General features: G+C 37.3%; 18 protein-coding genes. 1 reads left to right on the top strand and 17 read right to left on the bottom strand.

Going from position 1 to position 21,209, the window contains the following annotated elements:
* Positions 1-296 precede the first annotated feature (296 nt).
* The 13 genes from Q0371_RS14345 to Q0371_RS14285 all read right to left on the bottom strand — a co-directional run bounded on the left by Q0371_RS14345 (position 297) and on the right by Q0371_RS14285 (position 16,887).
* Positions 297-1,931 carry a thiamine pyrophosphate-binding protein gene (locus tag Q0371_RS14345; protein ID WP_298472210.1) on the bottom strand — a complete coding sequence of 545 codons (1,635 nt, stop codon included), beginning with the start codon at positions 1,929-1,931 and terminating at the stop codon, positions 297-299.
* 14 nt (positions 1,932-1,945) lie between these two features.
* Complete coding sequence (locus Q0371_RS14340) at positions 1,946-4,687, bottom strand: EAL domain-containing protein (protein ID WP_298472214.1); 2,742 nt, start codon at positions 4,685-4,687, stop codon at positions 1,946-1,948.
* A gap of 393 nt (positions 4,688-5,080) precedes the next feature.
* On the bottom strand, positions 5,081-5,866 hold the full coding sequence (locus Q0371_RS14335) for an ABC transporter ATP-binding protein (protein ID WP_298472209.1): 786 nt from the start codon (positions 5,864-5,866) through the stop codon (positions 5,081-5,083).
* Positions 5,867-5,886: 20 nt separating this feature from the next.
* Positions 5,887-7,101, bottom strand: a complete 1,215-nt coding sequence (locus Q0371_RS14330; RefSeq protein ID WP_298472207.1) for an ABC transporter substrate-binding protein — start codon at positions 7,099-7,101, stop codon at positions 5,887-5,889.
* Positions 7,102-7,139: 38 nt separating this feature from the next.
* Positions 7,140-8,201, bottom strand: coding sequence for a branched-chain amino acid ABC transporter permease (locus Q0371_RS14325; protein ID WP_298472206.1), 1,062 nt, complete (start codon positions 8,199-8,201; stop codon positions 7,140-7,142).
* Between the two features lie 4 nt (positions 8,202-8,205).
* Positions 8,206-9,090 carry a branched-chain amino acid ABC transporter permease gene (locus tag Q0371_RS14320; RefSeq protein WP_298472205.1) on the bottom strand — a complete coding sequence of 295 codons (885 nt, stop codon included), beginning with the start codon at positions 9,088-9,090 and terminating at the stop codon, positions 8,206-8,208.
* On the bottom strand, positions 9,087-10,964 hold the full coding sequence (locus tag Q0371_RS14315; RefSeq protein WP_298472203.1) for an AMP-binding protein: 1,878 nt from the start codon (positions 10,962-10,964) through the stop codon (positions 9,087-9,089). The genes Q0371_RS14320 and Q0371_RS14315 overlap by 4 nt, the downstream gene beginning before the upstream one ends.
* Positions 10,965-10,979: 15 nt before the next feature.
* Positions 10,980-11,753: an ABC transporter ATP-binding protein gene (locus Q0371_RS14310; RefSeq protein WP_298472201.1), complete on the bottom strand. Its 774-nt coding sequence runs from the start codon at positions 11,751-11,753 to the stop codon at positions 10,980-10,982.
* Positions 11,754-12,121: 368 nt separating this feature from the next.
* A complete protein-coding gene (locus Q0371_RS14305) occupies positions 12,122-13,333 on the bottom strand; it encodes a NupC/NupG family nucleoside CNT transporter (protein WP_298472199.1) in 1,212 nt (403 codons plus the stop codon).
* Between the two features lie 202 nt (positions 13,334-13,535).
* Entirely contained in the window at positions 13,536-14,741 is a 1,206-nt protein-coding gene (locus Q0371_RS14300; protein WP_298472197.1) for an EAL-associated domain-containing protein, read from the bottom strand.
* Between the two features lie 95 nt (positions 14,742-14,836).
* Positions 14,837-15,484 carry an SIMPL domain-containing protein gene (locus Q0371_RS14295; RefSeq protein WP_298472195.1) on the bottom strand — a complete coding sequence of 216 codons (648 nt, stop codon included), beginning with the start codon at positions 15,482-15,484 and terminating at the stop codon, positions 14,837-14,839.
* A gap of 72 nt (positions 15,485-15,556) precedes the next feature.
* The gene (locus Q0371_RS14290; protein WP_298472193.1) at positions 15,557-16,270 is read right to left on the bottom strand and encodes an alpha/beta hydrolase; all 714 of its coding nucleotides are present in this window, start codon (positions 16,268-16,270) and stop codon (positions 15,557-15,559) included.
* Positions 16,267-16,887, bottom strand: coding sequence for a histidine phosphatase family protein (locus Q0371_RS14285; RefSeq protein ID WP_298472191.1), 621 nt, complete (start codon positions 16,885-16,887; stop codon positions 16,267-16,269). Before Q0371_RS14285 ends, Q0371_RS14290 begins: the two co-directional genes overlap by 4 nt.
* A gap of 162 nt (positions 16,888-17,049) precedes the next feature.
* Between Q0371_RS14285 and Q0371_RS14280 the strand changes: the two genes are divergently transcribed.
* Complete coding sequence (locus Q0371_RS14280; RefSeq protein ID WP_298472189.1) at positions 17,050-17,415, top strand: hypothetical protein; 366 nt, start codon at positions 17,050-17,052, stop codon at positions 17,413-17,415.
* A gap of 81 nt (positions 17,416-17,496) precedes the next feature.
* Here Q0371_RS14280 and Q0371_RS14275 read toward each other — a convergent pair whose 3' ends face one another.
* The 4 genes from Q0371_RS14275 to Q0371_RS14260 are packed head-to-tail and all read right to left on the bottom strand — an operon-like array spanning position 17,497 to position 21,208.
* Entirely contained in the window at positions 17,497-18,771 is a 1,275-nt protein-coding gene (locus Q0371_RS14275) for a TRAP transporter large permease (RefSeq protein ID WP_298472187.1), read from the bottom strand.
* Positions 18,768-19,265 carry a TRAP transporter small permease gene (locus tag Q0371_RS14270; protein ID WP_298472185.1) on the bottom strand — a complete coding sequence of 166 codons (498 nt, stop codon included), beginning with the start codon at positions 19,263-19,265 and terminating at the stop codon, positions 18,768-18,770. Before Q0371_RS14270 ends, Q0371_RS14275 begins: the two co-directional genes overlap by 4 nt.
* A gap of 12 nt (positions 19,266-19,277) precedes the next feature.
* A complete protein-coding gene (locus Q0371_RS14265; RefSeq protein ID WP_298472182.1) occupies positions 19,278-20,303 on the bottom strand; it encodes a DctP family TRAP transporter solute-binding subunit in 1,026 nt (341 codons plus the stop codon).
* Positions 20,300-21,208: a hydroxymethylglutaryl-CoA lyase gene (locus Q0371_RS14260; RefSeq protein WP_298472180.1), complete on the bottom strand. Its 909-nt coding sequence runs from the start codon at positions 21,206-21,208 to the stop codon at positions 20,300-20,302. Before Q0371_RS14260 ends, Q0371_RS14265 begins: the two co-directional genes overlap by 4 nt.
* Between the last annotated feature and the right edge of the window lies 1 nt (position 21,209).

The following is a 21,209-nucleotide window of genomic DNA, read 5'->3' as shown; positions in this document are numbered from 1 at the left end:
GCTCCAATCAATAAATGGGAACAGCTTTAGCATCGATAAAGCGCTAATAAATTTACTCGCATAAACAAAGCTTAAAACTGTCACCAACCCCAATTTCATAATCTATTTATGTTTTAATAGCCATTTGAAAGTTCCTTTTTTAATGATTACAGTCACTATAAAAAAGAATTGTTAGTCAAAATCAACCCATAACTTTAACAAAGCTTTTATAAAATACAAAAGCTCCGTTGCTTGAACGTATAAAATTATAAAAAACTCCTATCTCGCAAACACTGAGATAGGAGCTTTTATATTAATTATTTTCCAAAGGATGATAGAAATTTAACTCGATCGCCCATTGGAGGGATACTATTATCTACCAATGAAATCTCTAATACAGCTGGGCCATTCATCTGCAGGAGACTGTTTATAACTTCCTCATTCAAGTCTCCCATTTCCTCTATACGAACACTAGGTATGTTCATAGCTGCTGCCATCGCTGCAATGTTAATCGGCTCTTGCGCAAAGGTTGGATGAACCCTTTTGTATTGCAGATTGTGCCCGTGGTAAACCATGCCTAAGCGAGCATTGTTCATCACAACAAAGAGCACAGGAATATTGTATTCCTTAGCAGTCAATATTTCCATTCCATGCATAAAGAAACACCCATCACCGGTAATGGCTACTGTAGGACGATCTGGTTCAGCAAGCTTAGCTCCTATCGCAGACCCTATACCACTACCCATAGCTCCAAAATGGACATTTATATCAAATGTACTGTATTCAAGGACATCCATGTCATGTATAACGTAAGCCATAAATTCTCCAATATCTATTGTGTATCGGGTAGATGAAGGGAGGTACGACTGTAACTGAAGTAACACATTCTTAGTAGTATAATCTTCATGACTTTGGACATTATCTTTTCTATTAAAGGCCATTTCTTTCCTTGTTATTCCAAGAGCTTTAAGCTCTTCTATTAATGCAGAAAGGCTCAATTGAATATCACCCAGGATAGGAATATCGATCGGATACTTGCGATTAAAGACGGTTTCATCAAAATCCATTTGAACCGTAAAGCGCCCATCAGTCAGGCTACCATTATAGTTATTAGTAGCTGTTTCTCCAAGACTAGAACCGATGATTAATAGAGATTTTCCATCTCCGTCATTTATAAGACTTGTAGCTTGTTCTGTAGCAGCAAATCCAAAAACTCCTGCAGACAATGGATGATCTTGACGAACAAAGCCCTTTGCGACAGGCGTTGTCATAATCGGCCACTCGAGCATCTCTGCCAATTCAAATAATAGGTCGACTGAATTTCTAACCCCTTGACCTACAAATATATAACCACTTTTTCTTTCGACTAACTCTTTAGCTGCCTGTTTAATCATGTCGAGATTCGGTATAACTTCTTCCCTTACCAAAATAGTAGGAATCTCTTCGTTACCACACGGACCTTGTTGAACATCAATAGGCATAGCTATATGTACTGGACCAGGAACACCGGAAACTGCTATTTTGGTAGCCTTTATAATTTCCTTTAATAAATTCTTTGAGTCTCTCACTGTTACACTATACTTCGTTACAGAATGATAAATCGGATCCGCATCAAGCTCCTGCGATGCATTCAAGCCTTCTGTACTTACTGGCACAGCTCCCGTTAAAAATAAAATTGGTAAGTGCTCTCTCATTGCATTAGCTGCACCGGTGACTAAATTAGTACCTCCAGGACCGCTACTTCCAATACATACACTCAGCTGATCCGAGTATTTCGCATAGGCTGCAGCCATATAGGAGGCAGCACCCTCATGCTTAGTAATTATGGGTGTAATCTCCGGCATATCATATAATTCATCAAAAAATGCATTTACAGAGCCTGCAGGTATTCCAAAAACGTGTTGTACTCCAATCCCCTTTAAATATTCCAACACAGAACGAACAGCTTTCATCCCATTTCCCCCTATTAAATTAAATATTTATCTTTCAATGCACCCGCTTTTAAAGGAACACTAAAGTAATAACCTTGCATTAAATAGCAGCCCTTTGACAAAAGAAAATCTAATTGTTCCTTTGTTTCGACACCTTCAGCGATTACATTGAGCATGAGATTTTCTGCTAATGTAATGATTGTATTAGTAATAGCTGAATTACTATCATCATCTTCTCTAATATCTTGAATGAACGATTTGTCTATTTTCAAAGCATCAATTGGAAAGTTTTTAAGATAGCCTAGCGAAGAATATCCTGTTCCAAAATCATCTATCGCTATCTTTACACCAATCTCTTTAAGTTGCTCCATCATTTCAACGGTCAAATCTTTATTTTTGATGATTTGATTTTCCGTCAATTCTAAGTGCAAGAATTCTGGAGCTAGCTCTATGTCAGATAAAACTTTCTGCACCATTTCTACTAAATCATTTTCTTCAAATTGTCTGCTGGATAAGTTTACCGAGACACTCATAAAGTCATTTCCTTCTTTATGCCACTCTTTCAACTGCTTACAGGCATTCTCCAGTACCCATTCTCCAATCGGCACAATTAGCCCTGTATCCTCTGCAATTGGTATAAAATCTGCAGGAGAAATCATCCCTTTTGTTGGGTGTATCCATCTTAAAAGAGCTTCCACTCCTATTATGTCGTTCGTCCTACTATCAATTTGTGGCTGATAATATACATCTAATTCGTTCCGATCAAGCGCCTTATATAGAGCATTTTCTAGCTGAATGCTTTCTAATGACCTGGTATTCATCTCCTGTTCAAAGAAGTGATAGCCTGTACCTGATTTTTCCTTGGATTTGTACATGGCCGCGTCTGCATTTTTTATCAGTACTTCCACATCCACGCCATCTTTAGGAAACATGCTTATCCCTATGCTTGTCTTAATATAAATTTCATTTCCCATTAATGAAAAAGGTTGCGAGAATATATCGGAAATCTGCTCTACAGCATCGAGCACGTCCTTTTTAGATTGAATATTAGGCAAAACAACAGTAAACTCGTCTCCCCCTTGTCGAGATGCAATCGCATCTGTCGGGATTACTATTTGAAGACGGTTTGCCACTTCTCTAAGCAACAAGTCGCCATAGCTATGTCCTAAACTATCATTTACTAATTTAAAGCGATCTAAGTCTAAGTATAAAATTGCTCCTTGTTGTTCCTTATCTTCTAGTATTTTTTTTAACTTATCATTTAACAAGACCCTGTTTGGAAGATCTGTCAAACTATCGTAATAAGCCAAGTATCTAATCTCTTCCTCCATTTTCTTTCTTTCAGTAATGTCTTTGAACGTTACAACTTGCCCAATAACATTCCCATCTTCTACAATCGAGGAAAGAACATATTCTACAGCTAAATTTGTTTTATCTTTCTTACAAAACATTTGCACGGTTTCTCCAAAGGATGAATGTTCAGTCTCTTCGCAAATAACACTAGAAGATAACGTACCGATCAGCTCTCCCTTTTCATAACCTAGCATCTTTTCACTAGCTGGATTACAAAACGTGATTCTCCCGCACAAATCTATACCAAAAATCCCTTCACCTGCAGAGTTTAAGATCAATTCTTTCTCATTACTAAGATGCTGCAGCTCGTGAACAACTCTTTCCAGCTCTGTATTTTTTACACGGATTTCCGAGGTTCTCTCTTCTATAATGGTTTCCTGCTTGTCCATAAAAAGCATATTAGAAAGACTAGCTGCAGTTGCGTCCACAATGGATTGCGCTAAAAGAATATCAGACTCGGAATAGTTTATTTCTTCGTCATCTAAATTTACTACAGCAATTACCCCTAGTACTTCCCCCATCGTCACTAATGGCCACAGATACATTCCCCTTATACCAAACGTTCTACAGGCATCGTGATTGGGACGATTATCTACAAAAACATTAGGTATCATAATTGCTTTTTTAGTCTGAATGACTTCTTGAATTACGAGATCATTTTCATCTACTTCTAAGTTTTCATGGGTTCTTATCCATTCTTCTTCAGTCCAATCACTATTTTGACTGAGACTTGCTGGCTTTATATTCTTATCAGCCATAGGATCCAATAAATGAACGCCAATATTATAGTTGCCCAATACTTTACCCACATAGAAGAAGCACCGATCAATTACTTCCTGCATGGTTGAACACATAGATAGCTCTCGAGTATGATCTAGAAGTAATTGCTTCTCCGCTATTAGGTTCTCTTTTCTAGTAAGATTGGTAGCATTTTGAATAGCAACCCCAGCCATATTCACATAGGCCTCTACGGTTTGAATTTCATCCTCCGTCAGGTTCATCGGCGTACCGTAATCGAACAAGAAAACTAGTCCAAAAAGCTCGTTTTCAAAAGAGATAGGAAGAGCTAATAAAGATTTTATCTGGAAAGCTTTCACATTCCTTGGGTCTGGTCTAGTATCTTTTGATGTATCTGGTATATATATAGTTTTTTGCGTTTCTATTACTTCTTTAGCAAGCAAGTCATATTCCGTCTCAATCAAATGCATATCTAACGTAAAACCATTAATATATTCGGGTTTCCCTACGAACCCCCTAAATTGTCCATCCTGCTGTGGCAAATAAATTCCTACAGAATCACATTGAACAATTTCCTCAGATATAGCCTTGATGACTTGCTCCAATACCTCTCTAAGATCTAGCTTAGTATTGATCAGCTTTGTTATATGGGCTAGACGAGAATATCTCGTTTGCTCTCTCACTATAAAGTACCTCCATTTTTAATAATCTATAAATCTTTAATATAGATTAATTAATATCTATATTAACACCTTTTTTTGTAAATAAATCTAGTATTTTAGATATGTTTATATAATAAACAAAAAATAATCATTTTTATATCTTTTTTATCAAAGAGATAAATTTAACTATTAATACTTTCCCTTTTTTCATTAAATTTAAACTAAAAATATAGAACTTAATGCCTATATTATTAAAATATTTTTATAGGAGTCCTGACTTCCTCGCCAATCAACGAGTATAGAGAATTTTTTATTCGAAATCAGTTTCCTTTAAAAAAAGCAAAGACGTGAAATCAAGTTTCTGATTTCACGTCTTTAATTGAGACTAGTAATGTCCCAACCTTATAGTAAGCTAGTTTACCAAACCATTCGCTGTTTACGTCCAGCTCCTTTATTATCTCTATAACCTTTTTCTTTGCCAATGCCTAAATAATGTTCCTTAACTTCTGTGTTTGACAATAGACTCGCAGCATCACCCTGTAAAACTACTCTACCATTTTCCATTATATATCCGTAGTCAGCTATCGAGAGGGCAATATTGGCATTCTGTTCTACAACTAAGATGGAAGTACCTTCCTCTTCATTTATCTGTTTTATATTTTGAAATATTTCCTTGACCAGTAAGGGTGCTATTCCTAACGATGGTTCATCTAATAGCAGTAGCTTTGGCTTTGCCATGATTCCTCTTCCTATTGCGAGCATTTGCTGCTCTCCCCCCGAAAGGAAACCCGCTTTACGGGAAGCTAAAGGTTTTAGCTTTGGAAAATACCCATAGATTTTCTCTATATCTTTTTTTATATTAGAACGGTCCTTTCGAGTGAATGCCCCAGCTGTTAGATTCTCCTCAACCGTTAAGTCCTTAAAAACTCGTCTACCCTCCATGCATAAGAAAATGCCTTTCCTTACAATCACATCAGTAGTTAGTCCCTTCAATGACTTGCCTTCAAATTCAATCGTTCCATCAGTTAGCTGTCCATCTTCCGCATAAAGTAAACCTGAAATCGCTTTAAGCGTCGTAGATTTCCCTGCACCGTTACTGCCTAAAAGAGCTACGATGTCTCCATTCGGAACATTAAGAGTCGTTCCCTTTAAAGCTAAAATAATTTTTGAGTATACTGCTTCTACATTATTTACCTTTAGCATGCCAGCTCCTCATTTCCACTTTAGTCCTTATAGCTAAAGTAATCTGTTAAAGGCTCCCATTTGCCGCCCTTCACTATGCCTAGACGAGTCTGCTCCGTGCCTGTATGGTTGTCTGCACTGAAGCTTACCGGTGCTCCAAGTCCACCAAGGTCAAAGTTATTTAAAGATTCAAGACCTGATCTAATCTCTTCTCCTGTAATATCGCCGTCCGGATGTTTTTTAGCCGCTTCTTCTATACCAGCAACCATAATTTTAGCAGCCGACCACCCTTGGATAAATTTCTGATTGATATCTTCTAGTGTTTTTCCCTCACCTTTTAAATATTCCTCTACCTCAGCCATTCCTGGTTGATCCTCGTATGGTAAAGCATGAGATAGAATACCAATATAGCCCTCCGCTACATCTTCCCCTACTATTGTAATAACTCCTTCACCAGAGGCCCAGTTTAACCCTATAAATTGGGTATCTATGTTCAGTGTATTAGCATCTCTAAGAATTGTAGCTGTTGCGCCCCAAGTTTCTTGGATAATTGCATAATCTGGATTTTTCTTCTCCATATTCAACAACTGAGATTGTGCTTCGGTAGCCTGCACATCAACAATTTGTTCATCTACAACCTTAATACCAATTTCAGCCGCGTACGCTTTAATATCCTCGATTGGAGAACGCCCAAACGCTGTATCGTTATACAATAATGCTACCGTTGGATCAGAACCTTTATGGTTATCCTTAATCCACTTTAATACAGTTCTCCCTTGATCGGAGTATGAAGCAGCCACCAAAAAGTTATAAGGACTCTCCTCTAAGTTTTTTAGGTTCTCAGAATACGATGCAGAGAAAAAAGGAAGCTTATCGCTAGCCACTTGCTGACGTAATGCCTCTGTGTCTCCCGTTCCCCAGCCAAGTACAGCAGAAACTTTTTCTTTATCTCGCAGCTCTTGGTAAATCTTTTGGGCTTCTGGAATAGAATAAGCGTAGTCCTTCCCATTCAAAACCAAATCTACGCCTTCTATTTCTCCTTTATCTTTAGCATATTTGAAATACGCTTTTTCTCCCTCTGCGTAAGGTGTTCCAACGTCTCCCGTACCACCAGTAATATCATATAGTCCACCAACAACCACTTTTCTCGAGCCATCACTGCCTTCTGATGTACCTTCCTCTGAACAAGCCCCTAGTAATAACACGAAAAGAATCCCCAATATTTTGTATATAAATTTATTTTTTCTCAACTTCATCAACACTCCCCTTGTTTCTATTAGAAAACGAAAACTAGTTAATAAGAAAATGGCCAAAGCTTAAAGTATTTCTTAAAATTGAGCCAAATATGTGCGAGTCCTCCTGGTTCAAAGATTAAAAATAAAATAATGACAGCTCCAAAAACAAAATCCTTAAAAGCTGAAAACAACTGATAGAAGTCTGGCATAAAAGCTGCCAAAACATCAACGAAGGAACCTAGCAGTACAGGTAACAATGTTATAAAAGCTGCTCCTAGAATAGAACCAAATACACTTCCTAAGCCACCTATCAAAATCATTGCTAGGTACTCGATAGATACATGAAAGTTGTATAGTTCTGGACTCACAATCATTGTGTAATGTGCGAGTAAAGCTCCAGATATACCGACAAAGAACGAGCTTATAACAAATGCCATTACCTTATATTTAAATAGATTGATCCCCATTATTTGTGCAGCTATATCTCTGTCTCGGACAGCCAAAAAGGCTCTTCCAGTTCTTGTTCTCAATAGATTAGTAGCATACAAGACGGTAAGTAACAAAATAATGACACATAAATAATAATATTGTGTATTACTCGTTAAAGAAACGTCTCCAACCTTTGGACGATTCAATACCATTCCAGCAGTACCACCTGTTAAACTATCCCATCGACTAATGACAAATAAAATGATAACTTGCGCAGCTAAAGTAGCAATAGCCAAGTACAAACCCTTTAGTCTCAGGGAAGGAACACCGAACAAGCCCCCTATTAAAGCTGTAACGATTCCAGCCAACGGTAAAGAAATCCAGAAGCTTAATCCATAGGTGGAAGTTAGAATTGCTGATGTATATCCACCTACACCTAAAAAGGCGCCGACTCCAATCGATATTTGCCCAGTAAAACCCGTCAGTATGTTAAGTCCGATTGCCCCAATCGCTGAAATAGAACAGAGGGTAAGAAGACCAATCCAATAATTAGTAGTAACTAATGGCAGCAAGAGGACCATGGCTACTATTAATAAACCTTTAATCTTGCCAGAGGTTGTTCCAAACATTTTTGCATCGTCTAAATAAGAAATTTTATAATTACCACTTTCTCTAACAAACAGATTCCTCATAGGTTCACACCCTCTCAATTGTTCTACTACCAAATAGTCCGTATGGTTTTAACATTAAGATGAGTAAAACCACTATGAATGGAACAACCTCCTTTAAGCCTCCTCCTACAAATGGATCTATATATCCACCTGCCATGTTTTGGAGAATACCAATTATAAATCCACCTACGATTGCTCCAAGAACACTATCCAATCCACCTAAAATTACGACCGGCAGAACTGTCAAACCAATTGCAGACATCGTAGGACTTAAACCGTTGATATTCCCTAGCAATATCCCGCCTACCGCTGCTACAACAGCAGCAATAGTCCAAGTTGCTGCATAAACATACTTCACACTGATCCCCATTGACATCGCAGCCTGACGATCATCTGCCACTGCTCGCATAGCAATCCCCATTTTTGAAAACTTGAACAGCAACAAGAATATGGTGAGCAATGTTATGACAATTACAAAAGACCAAAGATATACAGGACTAATAATAATTCCTGATATATTTATAGGAGTTGTTGGGAATATTTTAGGAAACATTCTTGTTTGGTGACCCCAAATCATATGAACGGCTCCCCCTAGTAAGCTAGAAAGTCCAATTGTCGCCATAATAACAGATACTACTGGTGCATTTTGAATAGGGCGGATAACTAATCTTTCCACGATTAACCCCAAAATGGCACTGAATATAAGGGTAATTAACAAGGCAATAAAGAAAGGGATACGGTAAGCAGTCATCAAAACTAAACAAATATAGGGGCCAACAATAACAAACTCTCCATTTGCCAAATTTAGTGCACCACTTGCCCGATAAATTAATACAAACCCTAATGCCACTAGACCATAGATACTACCTACTACCACTCCCGTGACAAGCATTTGAAGAAAGAATGTCATAACGTCACCTCCTGCTCTCTATTTAGTTGAACCACTCTTACGTTATCCATCTCACTCGACCCTACAGAAATACTTTCTCTTTCTGTATACATCCCGTCAATCAACACTCTGTAACGATCTTCTATGAAATTTCTTCTTATTTTATAGGTTCTGGTGAGCTCTCCTTCTTCTGTTGAAAATGGTCTGTGTAAAAGTGTGAATTTCTCTACCCCTGCAAAGGAAGGTAAATCTTTCATTAACAATGACACCTGTTGTTCCAAAAACTCTATCACTTGATTGTTTTTAGCCAGCTCTCCATAATCTGTGTAAGCAATTCTTTGTTTGTCTGCCCATCTCCCCATACTGTTCCAGTTCATATTGATCATTGCAGTTACATATGGTTTATTTTGACCAAAGCAAACTGCCTCTAAAATGTAAGGGTTCGATTTTAACTTGTTTTCTATCAGTCTCGGATAAATAACTTGGCCATTTTCGGCAATAATAATATCCTCTAATCTATCTAGCACGTAAAGATGTCCGTCATCCTCCAAGTGACCACAATCACCTAAGGAAATCCATCCATCCCCATCATGCGTACTTTCTCCACCTATATAATTTGTAGCAACAGCTGAATTTTTAATGTATACTGCTCCATCTTCTCCAATCTTAGCTAGTGTATTTGGTAATGCTTTTCCTGAGCTTCCGGCTCTTACGTCTTTGTCTCTTTGAACAAAAGCTATACCAGCAACCTCAGTCCCTCCATAGGTTTGTTTTAGATTTACTCCAATACTGTGATAAAAGTAAAAAGCTTCCGGATGCAAAGCAGCTCCTGCAACATAAGCTCTTTTAACTCTCGCTAAACCTAAATGATCACGAATGGCACTAAAAACAATAATATCTCCTAATACATACATTGCTTTGTCTACGAAATTGATTGGCTCTTTGTTCAATTCTGCATGGGCAGCCTTGTCCCCAAATTTCTTGAAAAAATTATAAATTGTTTTTTTAAACTTACTTGCTCCCTCTATCCTGTTCGTAAAACTAGACATGATAGATTGATAAACTCTAGGTGGAGCCAGCAATGTATGTGGACCTATTTCCCGAAGATCGCCTAAAACTGTATGTGGGCGTTCGGGGAAGTTAACAACCATCCCTTTAATTAAAGGAGTTACTATCCCTAAAATTTGCTCATGAATCCAAGCGAAAGGTAAAAAAGAAAAATAATCTTCCTTTGTTTTCACGTTATCAATAGTAAGTAGACCTTCAGCCGCATCAATTAGGTTAGCATGCGTTAAAATGACACCTTTTGGCATCCCTGATGTTGCTGCACTATAGGCAATAATTGCAGGGTCATTTTCCAAAACCTCTTCAGGTGGATCAACAAGGAACTTTGCCTTATCTCGCAACAATAATATGCCGTCTGATAGTAAATCCTCAAAGTCTACTAGTTTTGGATGCTTATAATGCCTCATCCCTTGCTTGTTACAAAATATGATTTGCTCAACTAATGGTATTTGCTCTTCAATCCCCAACAATTTATCTACCTGCTCTTGATTATCAACTAATACGATTCTGGCCTTACAGTCATTTAGATAAAAAACAATTTGTTCAGGTAATGATTCTGGATAGATCCCTACCGTTATACCGCCTAAACTTTGTGCAGCAAGTTGGGTATAAACCCATTCTTGCCGATTATCGGCTATAATTGCTAGCCTTTCCCCCTTATAAAAATCAAAATATTCAGATAATACAATAGATAATTGATTTACCTTTTTACTGTATTCCCCCCAAGTAACCTCATGCCAAATCCCTAGCTGTTTTTGCCTGAGAGCAACCTCTTGCTCATGATTAGCAGACCTTTCCGCTAAAAGAGTGGGTAATGTTTTGTGATCCATTTTAATTTCCCCTTCCTAAATAACGGCTTCTTCCCCAATATAGGCCTTTATAACAGCTGGATTTTCTTGAATTTCTGCTGGGGTTCCAAAACCAATAAGTCTACCAAAATCTAATACAGCTATATGTTCCGATAAATTCATAACAACCCCTAAGTCGTGCTCGATCAAGACTACCGTCATATTCATCGTCTCATGCATCTCTACTATAAAATGTGACATTTCATCTTTTTCCGCTTTGTTCATCCCAGCCATTGGTTCATCCAATAAGATAAGTTCAGGGTTTAACGCAAGTGCCCTTCCCACCTCGACTCTCTTCTGTAAACCGTAAGGCAGCGTACCGACAGGAGTATGACGGATATCTTGAAGCTCTAAAAATTCAATTACTTCTTCTACCTTCTGTCTGTGCGCAATTTCTTCTTTTGCAGCCTTTCCAACATACATTCCTCCGCTAATCGGTCCGGAATTCATCAATGTATGTCTTCCAAGCTTTAGGTTGTCTAGCACAGACATATGGGCAAATAACGCTATATTTTGGAATGCACGAGCAATCCCTAAAGCTGTGCGATTATAGGGTTTCATATTTATGATTTCATGACCTTTATACAAAATGGAGCCACCAGTCGGTTGATAGAGACCACTAATACAATTCAGCATACTAGTTTTTCCAGCTCCATTTGGACCTATTAACGAAAAAATCTCTCCTTTGTTAATATGGTAGCTGACATCTTCTAGTGCCTTTACCCCTCCAAATTGTAAAGAGACATTTTTTATCTCTAATATAGGATCCAATATGGATACCCCCTTTTAGTTAAGCGTTTACAAGTAAGCTTTTGTTGAATATTACTTTACAAACAATAACTTTGTCAATGAATTTTATGCGACTTTATTCCTAATAATTTGTCGTTAAATGTTTGAAAATGTACGAAAATGTTGAAACCAAAAGTCTCTATAGCGCTACTATTGTATATCCCAAAAAGAAAACCTCCTATGGCTAGTTCCATAGGAGGTTGTAGTAAATTCATTATTCGACAAATAATTTTTATTTTTTTGTAGAACGTTTTGTTATGTCATATCTGTCTCACACTTTTCGCCAGAGCCTGTAGCTGCAATCCATCAACAGAAAGTATTCTCGTTTCATCTTTTATGAAGATCACTGTTTATAAAAACATTCCTGCTATTGCAGCACTAAGTAATGATGCAAGCGCTCCTGCAATAACTGCCTTAAACCCTAATCTTGCAATGTCTGGTCTCCGGTTTGGAGCTAGGGAACCTAATCCACCTAACAATATTGCCATTGAGCTTAAATTTGCAAAGCCACATAGAGCAAAACTTACGACAAGATTGGTTTTAGCAGAAAGGTTCCCCATATCATCGGTAAAAGCCTTATAAGCAACAAATTCATTCAAAACTAGCTTTTGACCAATGAAGGATCCCGCCGCCACTGCTTCTGACCAAGGTACTCCTATTACAAAAGCCAATGGAGAGAATATAAAGCCTAATATCCCTTCTATCGTTATCTCACCATAGCCAAAGAGTCCTCCAATCCCTCCAATTAAACCATTCAAAAGAGCAATTAAGGCGATGAATGCCAATAACATAGCTCCTACATTGACTGCAAGTTTCATCCCGTCTGCGGCACCTCTTGCAGCAGCATCAATTACATTGACGTTTGAATCATCTTTTTCCATCTTGAAATCGGTGTCTTCCACAGTCTCCGTCTCAGGAAACATTAGCTTAGCCATGATCAAACCTGCTGGCGCAGCCATGAAGCTAGCGGCAAGCAAATATTCCAGTGGCACCCCTAACAAAGAATATCCTACTAAAATGGATCCTGAAACCGATGCAAGTCCGCCTGTCATCACAGCAAAAAGCTCTGAGTTAGTCATCTTTGCAATAAAGGGGCGAACAACTAGAGGAGCCTCTGTTTGTCCCACAAAAATGTTTGCTGCAGCAGATACAGACTCTGCCCTACTAGTCCCTAAAAGCTTGGAAAGTCCTCCTCCAATAATCTTTATAAAGAACTGCATGATGCCCAAGTAATACAAAACTGAAATTAAAGCTGAGAAGAAAATGATGATAGTTAACACCTGTATAACAAAGATGCTCCCAAACTCATCCACATCGGACAATGAGCCAAATAAGAAAGATATCCCCTCATTGGCATACCCAGTTAAATTTTGAACTCCTTCTGAAAGCTTTAGTAATGCCCAGCGTCCCAAATCCCACTTCAATACCATAAATGCAAATGCAATCTGTATAACTAAACCAATCAGTATGGTTCGTAAATTTATCGACTTTTTAGCATTGGAAAGGAGAAAAGCAATCCCGATCACAACAATAACTCCACCAATTCCCCAAAGTATATTCATGTCAAAACACCTTCTTTTTATGTATAATTCGCCTTTTAAAATCAGACATATTGTAACTATTCCCTAATATCCTTGAAAGAAACGGAAAAATATAGCTCTAATCTGGGCAATAAATATACACAAAAAATCGAAACCTTAGGTAAGATTTCGATAGATGGATTTTCTTTAGTTATAGTAAGGCACCCTCACCTACTAGTAGGCTTCATCTGAAGATATTCTTTTTAAATAAATAATCATAGGAAATATCAATAAACATATATTCATTCTCGTTGATTGGTACAGAGAAGGTTCTTATCATTTCGCCTGTTTGAATATCGCTATAAATATCAGAGAACACACCACTTTGATCATTTCTCATCTTAATAATTGTTTTTAGAAAGTATGGGCGCCAGCTCCAGTTTTTGTTAATGGCGTCTTCTTCAACCTCCCAATGCGAATCAATTCGAACAATATTGGGCGAGGTCTGGAAGCCTTCCTCGTCACAAATATAAAGACGGAATGAGTATTCACTTAGCTCTTCAGCTAGTTTCAATAAATCTTCTACTTCCTCGCTAGAAGATTTAATAGCTTGAACTTTTTTCTCTAGATTAACTTGTAATTCCTTCAATGCCTTGTAATTCTCTTCTAATATCCGTTTTTCTGTTGCAATAAATTGACGACATCTATCCTTAAAGCTTTTCTTTAATTGATTTCGTGGGATCAGCCCTGTGCCTGCTTCAGCTAAATATTTCCCTTGATAGTATCGGCCACTATTTTTCCAGGCAAATTGAAGCTGGTGAACTGTATCAATACCCTCAAAAAGCATATTTGCTCCAATTTTACGCGCCGATGAACTAAGTGATGTAAAAAGGTCATTCTGTGCTCCCCAGGATTCATAGCTTAACTGCTCTATATTTACCTTAAGGATATTAGGTGCTAGCATTTGTATATAATCGAGATGACTCTCTGAGCCTAATTGGTTAATCGCTATTTTTATTCCATAGGTTTTAAAGTAACGTACTATATTATTTAACTGATGAAAATCCCCTTTAAAGTTATGCTCGGAAATTACTATAACAATTCGAGAAAGTTCTTCCTCGGGGATATATTGTTTTATAATATCAAAAAAACCTTCGCCATAATCTAGCACTAGCAAATTGGCGTTGCATGGAAGATATATATCAAAGTTTTTTGGCTGGTCTACAAGCTCCCCTAAAGCAATATGAAGAATTCTTTGTTCGACCTCAACTCTATACTCCTCTGGCACCTCTTCATCAAAAGCAAACGCATTTAAGTTTATTAGCTTATCATCATGCAGCAATTTTCCAGAAACCTCGTATGCGACTACTATATGCTCGTCTGCACTAAAAATAGGTTGAAAATATGCTTGCAAGTTATCCAAGTTCGTTAGAATATCAATTGCATCCATCCTGAACCCTCCTTACCTATATATACATGATAAGTTGTAAAAAGGTATTATGCAAATGGATATTACGTATTTTTATACACAATATTAATTATTTATTAGTATTGAAACTTAACTGTGACTCTAGCTATTATCGTAATTACACCTTGTTCTATTGGGGTTGCTCCTGTAGATGATTCCATTAACATCGCTCTATATGGTACGATCGGACTTCCTTCTTTTTCTTCCACTACCTCTATAACTTGTGGTGAAACTGAAAGCCTCATTGTTTCTGCTATTGTATTTGACTTTAATTGTGCATTTATTAAAGCCTTACTAAGAGCTCTTTGATAATAGGCATCTTCGTTTTCTAATCTGAATTCAAGAGAAGAAATTCGATTTGCACCATTTCTGACTGCTGTATCAATCACTTTTCCTACCATGCTTACATCAGGTATTTTTACCGAAATGGCATTAGTCACTTCATATCCCCTGAAAACCTGTTTTCCATCTACAAAATCGTAACGCGGAAAAATATTATATGCAGCTGTTTGTATATTTTCTCTTGGTATACCTAGCTCTAGTATGGATTGAATGACCTGATTCATAATTGCTGCATTTCTTTGCTGGGCTTCCTCCACCTCGCTGCCTTCCGTTGTAACTTCGATTTGTAACAACGCATAATTCGGTGGTACAGTAATTGAGCCTTCCCCATTAACGGAAATAGTCCGAATGAGAGGCCAAGGATGTAACGCATTTAAATACATAAGATCCCCTTCCAAATTGCATATATAGATAGCATATGCTTGCTGGCCAAAAAACTTGTTTAAAATAATAATTTAACTGTAGGAGCACTCTAAAAAGTTTTTTACTATATCGGTGTAAATAGCAGGCTGATCTTCATGCACTAAATGCCCTGCAAAAGGGATAACAGCAACGTGAATATGTTTGTTTTCTTTCGGATAAATGGTTGCCCCTACAGTTTCATGCACATTTATTTCCCCAACTATGTATAGGACCGGGAACTCGAAGCGATACATAGCTAACATATCTTCAAAAGGATACCAATCCTCTTTTTTCCCCAAGTGAATAAACCTTCTCCAATCAGATGAATGTAGCTCATTGAAATAGTTTATAAAATCATTGTTCCATAAAATCTGTCCTTGAGTTTTTACATCCTGCATATGCAAATCCAGCCAGTTGTCCGGTTTAACTGGCATCATGCCTGAAATAGTGAGTGTTTGAATTCGCTCCGGAAAAAGTCTAGCAAATTGTACAGCTACAATTGCACCCAGTGAGCATCCAACCAAATGAATCTTTTTCAGCTGATAATGATTGATGGTTTCCAATAAATCCTTCGCGGAATCTAAAAAGAAGTTTTCAATATCATCAGAAGGCGACTGACCATGTCCCCTTAAATCTGGAGCAAATACTTTATAGCTATCTTTGAAAAAGTTCTGCTGGTATTGAAAGTCTGTATTTCCAGTTTGTAAGCCGGTATGCAAAAATAAGAGTGGTTCACCGCTCCCCTGAATGGATGTATGTAAAATCATTTAATCACCTCTTCTTCGTTATTTATATGCTCCAGTCTATTTAAAAACATGATGATACGCTTGTCCTTTTCAATGGTTAGTAAATGAATTCCTGTGTCTCCCGTAGGGAAAATATAGTCACTGGTAACTGGCAATTGAAGAAACGCCTTAATAAGGTTGGAGATCAAGCCGCCGTGTGACACAATTGCCACTCTTTGATAATCCTTGTATTCTTCTATCATTTTGTGAAGGATGTATTCTGCTCTGTAACGAAACGCTAACTCGGATTCTCCAGCTTCAATTGGTATATAAATTGGTCTTCCTTCTTTAGGTAGAGGGTATTTTATAGCTGCTTCTCCTCGAGGTAAACCCGCGAGCACTCCGTTATTAAACTCCATTAAGTCAGACTCCTCATACAGCTCACAGCCTATATTACTTTGTAGAATAGTCGCAGTACTCTTTGCACGGCTTAGAGGACTACACAATATAACGTTTGGTGGAAAATGACCCTTCACGTATGTAGCCATCTTACTAGCTTGTTCAATACCTAACTCAGTTAAAGGAAAGTTCGCTCTACCTTCATGCACACCTAACAGATCAGCTTCCGATTCTCCATGTCTAATAATTAATAACTCCACTCAAATCACTCCAAATATTGGAAAGTATATACATAATTATACTCGAATGAAGATCTTCCAGAAAAGAATAATAAGATTTTCCTTGAAAATAATTTACTATTTCAGTACGGGATGTTTATTTTGATTTATTTCGGGAATTTCTTAGCCAAGGAGGCGATAGATATGCCGTGGAGTAAAAATGATTATCCAGCTTCAATGAAAAATCTTGAGCCGGATGTTCGAGAAAAGGCAATTGAAATTGCGAATGCATTATTAAGAGACGATACTGATGAAGGAAGAGCAATAGCTATTGCAACAGCCCAGGCAAGAAAGGCAGTAAATGGAGACGATAATGACCGCCCAAAATATGAAGTAAAGGCTCGTTCGGAAGATTGGGTACTGCTAAAAGAAAATGGGGAAAGAGCTATTTTCTCTGAGGGTACAAAAGATGCTTTGCTTGAAAAGGCAAAGCCTTACGTCAATGACCATAATGGAATTCTTTCTATATATCAGGAAGATGGGGAGTTAGACAGTACCTTATATGAATAGGAAGAAGACAAAAAGAACTTCAAGGACCTGAAGTACTTTTTGTCTTTCTCTCCTGTATTTACATTGTAATTTAGAAAAATATTATTCTATATCACTAATTAAAAAGGTGGATATTTCCGGGAAAACAGATAACACCACTATTAACAAAATCATAATTATTGCATATGGAATTACCCCTTTAACAATTTCATCTATCCTATTAGTTCTATCTATTCCCTTTAAAACAAATAAATTCAAACCAACTGGAGGAGAAATAAGAGCAAGCTCCATGTTTATAACCATAATAATAGCAAACCAAATTGGGTCAAATCCTAATGCCATTATTATTGGATATAAGATAGGCAAAGTGATTACCAAAATAGATATTGTCTCCAAAAACATACCTAATATTAGCAAAACTATGTTGATTAATATAAATATAATCCATGGCGAAATCTCTTGGCTTGTAGCATAATTTGTAATGGTTTGAGGAATATTTAAAATTGTCATTATGTAGCCAAGTAACATAGCTCCAACAATGATAAATAGAATCATTGCATTAGTTTTTACAGTTTCAATTATTATTTTTTTGAAATTTGCAAGCGTTAGATTTTTATAGATAAACAACGAAATTGCAAAACTAACCATTACACCTACTGCTGCAGCTTCCGTAGGAGTAAAAATACCAGTGTAAATTCCCCCTATTACAATTGCTGGTAATAACAAGCCCCAAATAGCAGTTTTAGTACCTTCCATTCTTTCGGCCCAAGTAGCTGGTTTATCTTTGATATGACGTGTTTGATATGAAGCAAAAATCATAAAAGATATAGTTAGTATTATACCCGGGACAATTCCAGCTATAAACAGCTTACCAATTGACTCACCAGTTACTGAGCCATAAATAATCATCGGAACACTGGGTGGTATTAAAATTCCCAGAGTACCACCAGCAGCTAGCATACCAAGTACGTGTCTCTTATTATATCCTCTCTTTACCATCTCTGGTAAAGCTACCGAGCCTACCGTTACTGCAGTGGCAACACTCGAACCTGATATAGCTGCAAAAATTGCACAACAAAAGAGTGTAGCAATTGCAAGTCCTCCCGGTAAGTGACGAAACCATCTGCTGGCCATTTCATATAAGTCTCTACCTACGCCACTTACTAGCAAAACTTGACTCATTAATACATACATAGGCAAAGCAGTTAAGGAAAAATCATCGAGAGCTTTGTAAGAGATAATTGGCACTTGCATAAATGCAAAAGTCCCACCATTAAATATATACATTCCCACTACAGCGAGTAATGAAAGAGCAAATGCTACAGGTAAGCCCAAGAGTAAAAATGTTCCTAGTCCACCAATAAAGAAAATGTTCAAATATGTTCCCCTCCCCTGTGAATATCACCATCTATTATCTGCAAGATAAAGGCTATGCACATCAAGGCGCCTCCCACAGGTAAAAACAACTCCGGCAGGTACATTGGTATCCTTAATAAAGAGGAAGAGGTAATCCCTAATTCAAAAGTATTCAGCACATGATGGAATCCATAATACGTAAAAATAATACTAAATACTAAGCCCATAGCATTTGATAGATAAGCAAGTACTTTCTTAAACTTATCGTTAACATTATTAATCAAGAGGTCTACAGTAATGTGAGAATAAGTTCTCACTGCATAAGCGCTCGCCAAGAAACAACTTCCAATAATAGAATATGTGGATAGTTCAGTTGCCCAAATGGTAGGACTGTTAAATAACCATCGAGAAATTACTTCATAGAATGTCATAAATGTTGTTAACACTATTAACAAACCTGCCGTATATGCCCCTATTTTTATCAGCTTATCGGAGAGTTCATAAATTGCTTTCATAAGTTCCCCCCCTTATTGAACCAAGTCTAAAAGTTCATTACCTGCTTCACCAGTATTATTTAAAAATGCATCCCAAGCAGGTTTAGCTGCTTCTTTCCATTCCTCTAAGTCCTCTTCGGGAACTTTATATACCTCCATGCCTCTGTCTTCAAGTTCTTTAGCTGTTTTTTCATCTTCAGATTTCGCTTTATCACGGATCCATTTTTCAGTTTCCTGAGCAGTTTCAGTTAGTAAGTTTTGCGTTTCTACAGGAAGGTCGTCCCAAAACTTTTTATTAACAGCTAGAATAAATTCAAGATAGGCGTAATTGTTAATAGTTAAGTATTTTGTTACCTCGTCATATTTTCTTTGAACCATGGCAGTTGTGCCAGACGTTGCTCCGTCAACTGTGTTACGTTGTAAGGCCATGTACACTTCTCCCCCACCCATAAATACCGGCGAAGCGCCATAAGCCTTTATCATTTCAGAAGGAATATCCCCTATGCTTCTAATTTTTAGCCCTTTAAAATCTTCTGGAGATTTTAAAGGACGTTTATTATTTGCAAATTGAGCAAATCCATAGTCAGCAAACATGAGCACCTTTGCACCTTTATCTTCCATAGCAGTACGAAGCTTGTCCCCAAATTCACCATTTAGAGCCTCTCCTGTTTTTTCATAGTCATTAAAGACATAAGGCACGTCAAATACTCCCATTACAGGTACTGTACTTGCCCAAAGAGTTGAAGAATTTACTCCCATCTCTACACCACCAGTTAATATAGACTGGTTCATCTCTTTATCAGTTAATAACTGACCAGATGGATATACTTGCATTTTTATAGCACCACCTGATTTTTCCATAACATCTTTTGCAAATTGTTCAATACCTATTGCCACATGATGATCTGCAGGCAAATTATAGGCTAAGCGAATTGTAGTTTCTTCAAATCCTTTTACATCTGAACTGACTGCCTTAGTTTCTCCATCACTAGAACTACATGCCGATAATAGTAAAGTTACTATAGTGATAAAAGAAAGAGTTTTCCACAGTTTTTTCATTTTATTTCCTCCCTAATAATATTTCTCTCAATATGCCTAATACGTCCCAAAGGGTTCTTCGAAGATAAATTTGCAGCAAAATCTGCTGCATTTATTAATTCATTTAAATCTAAGCCTGTACTAATGTTCATTCGATGAAATAAGTAAACTAAATCTTCTGTTGCTAAATTACCTGCAGCGCCTGGGGCAAAGGGACATCCACCTATTCCAGAAACCGCTGTTTCAAAAATGCGAATACCCGCTTCATAAGCACTGTAGGCGTTTGCCAATCCAAGACCCCTTGTGTCGTGTAAATGAATTGCTACAGCTGTATCACCTACAATACCCAAGACTTCCTCACTTAGGGCTTTTACCTGGTTAGGTGTTGCAATACCTATCGTATCTGCAATAGTAATCCGATCTACACCAATTTCCTTTACTCTTTCCACTAATTCAACAACTTTTGATTTATCCACATCTCCTTCATAAGGACAACCAAAACTAACAGCAATTGAAAAATTAGTCTTAATTCCCGCTTGTTTAGCTTCCTGTTTAATTAATTTAAATTGCTTCAAACTCTCTTCAATCGTGAAGCCAATATTTTTTTGATTAAATGTCTCTGTTGCTGAACTGACCCAGTTTATTTCTGAGAGGTTGAATTCTTTCAGTCGTTGAAATCCCTTATAGTTCGGGACCAATGCAATTGCTTCAAAACTTCCTAATTTTGCTGATTCTTGGACAACCAATTCTGCATCCGCCATCTGGGGAACTTTTTTAGGATGAACAAATGAAGTAATTTCAATAGAGCTAACCCTTGCTTTTAGTAATCTATTAATCAATTCAACTTTTTCTTTAACCGATATAATTTTAGAGTCGTTTTGTAGTCCATCACGAGGACTGACGTCAATAATTTTCACATCGGTCATA

The sequence above is a fragment of the uncultured Psychrobacillus sp. genome, assembly GCF_938022135.1.
Classification (GTDB): Bacteria; Bacillota; Bacilli; order Bacillales_A; family Planococcaceae; genus Psychrobacillus.
The sequence above is the reverse complement of the archived record's forward strand: the minus strand, read 5'-3'. Positions and strand labels throughout refer to the sequence as shown.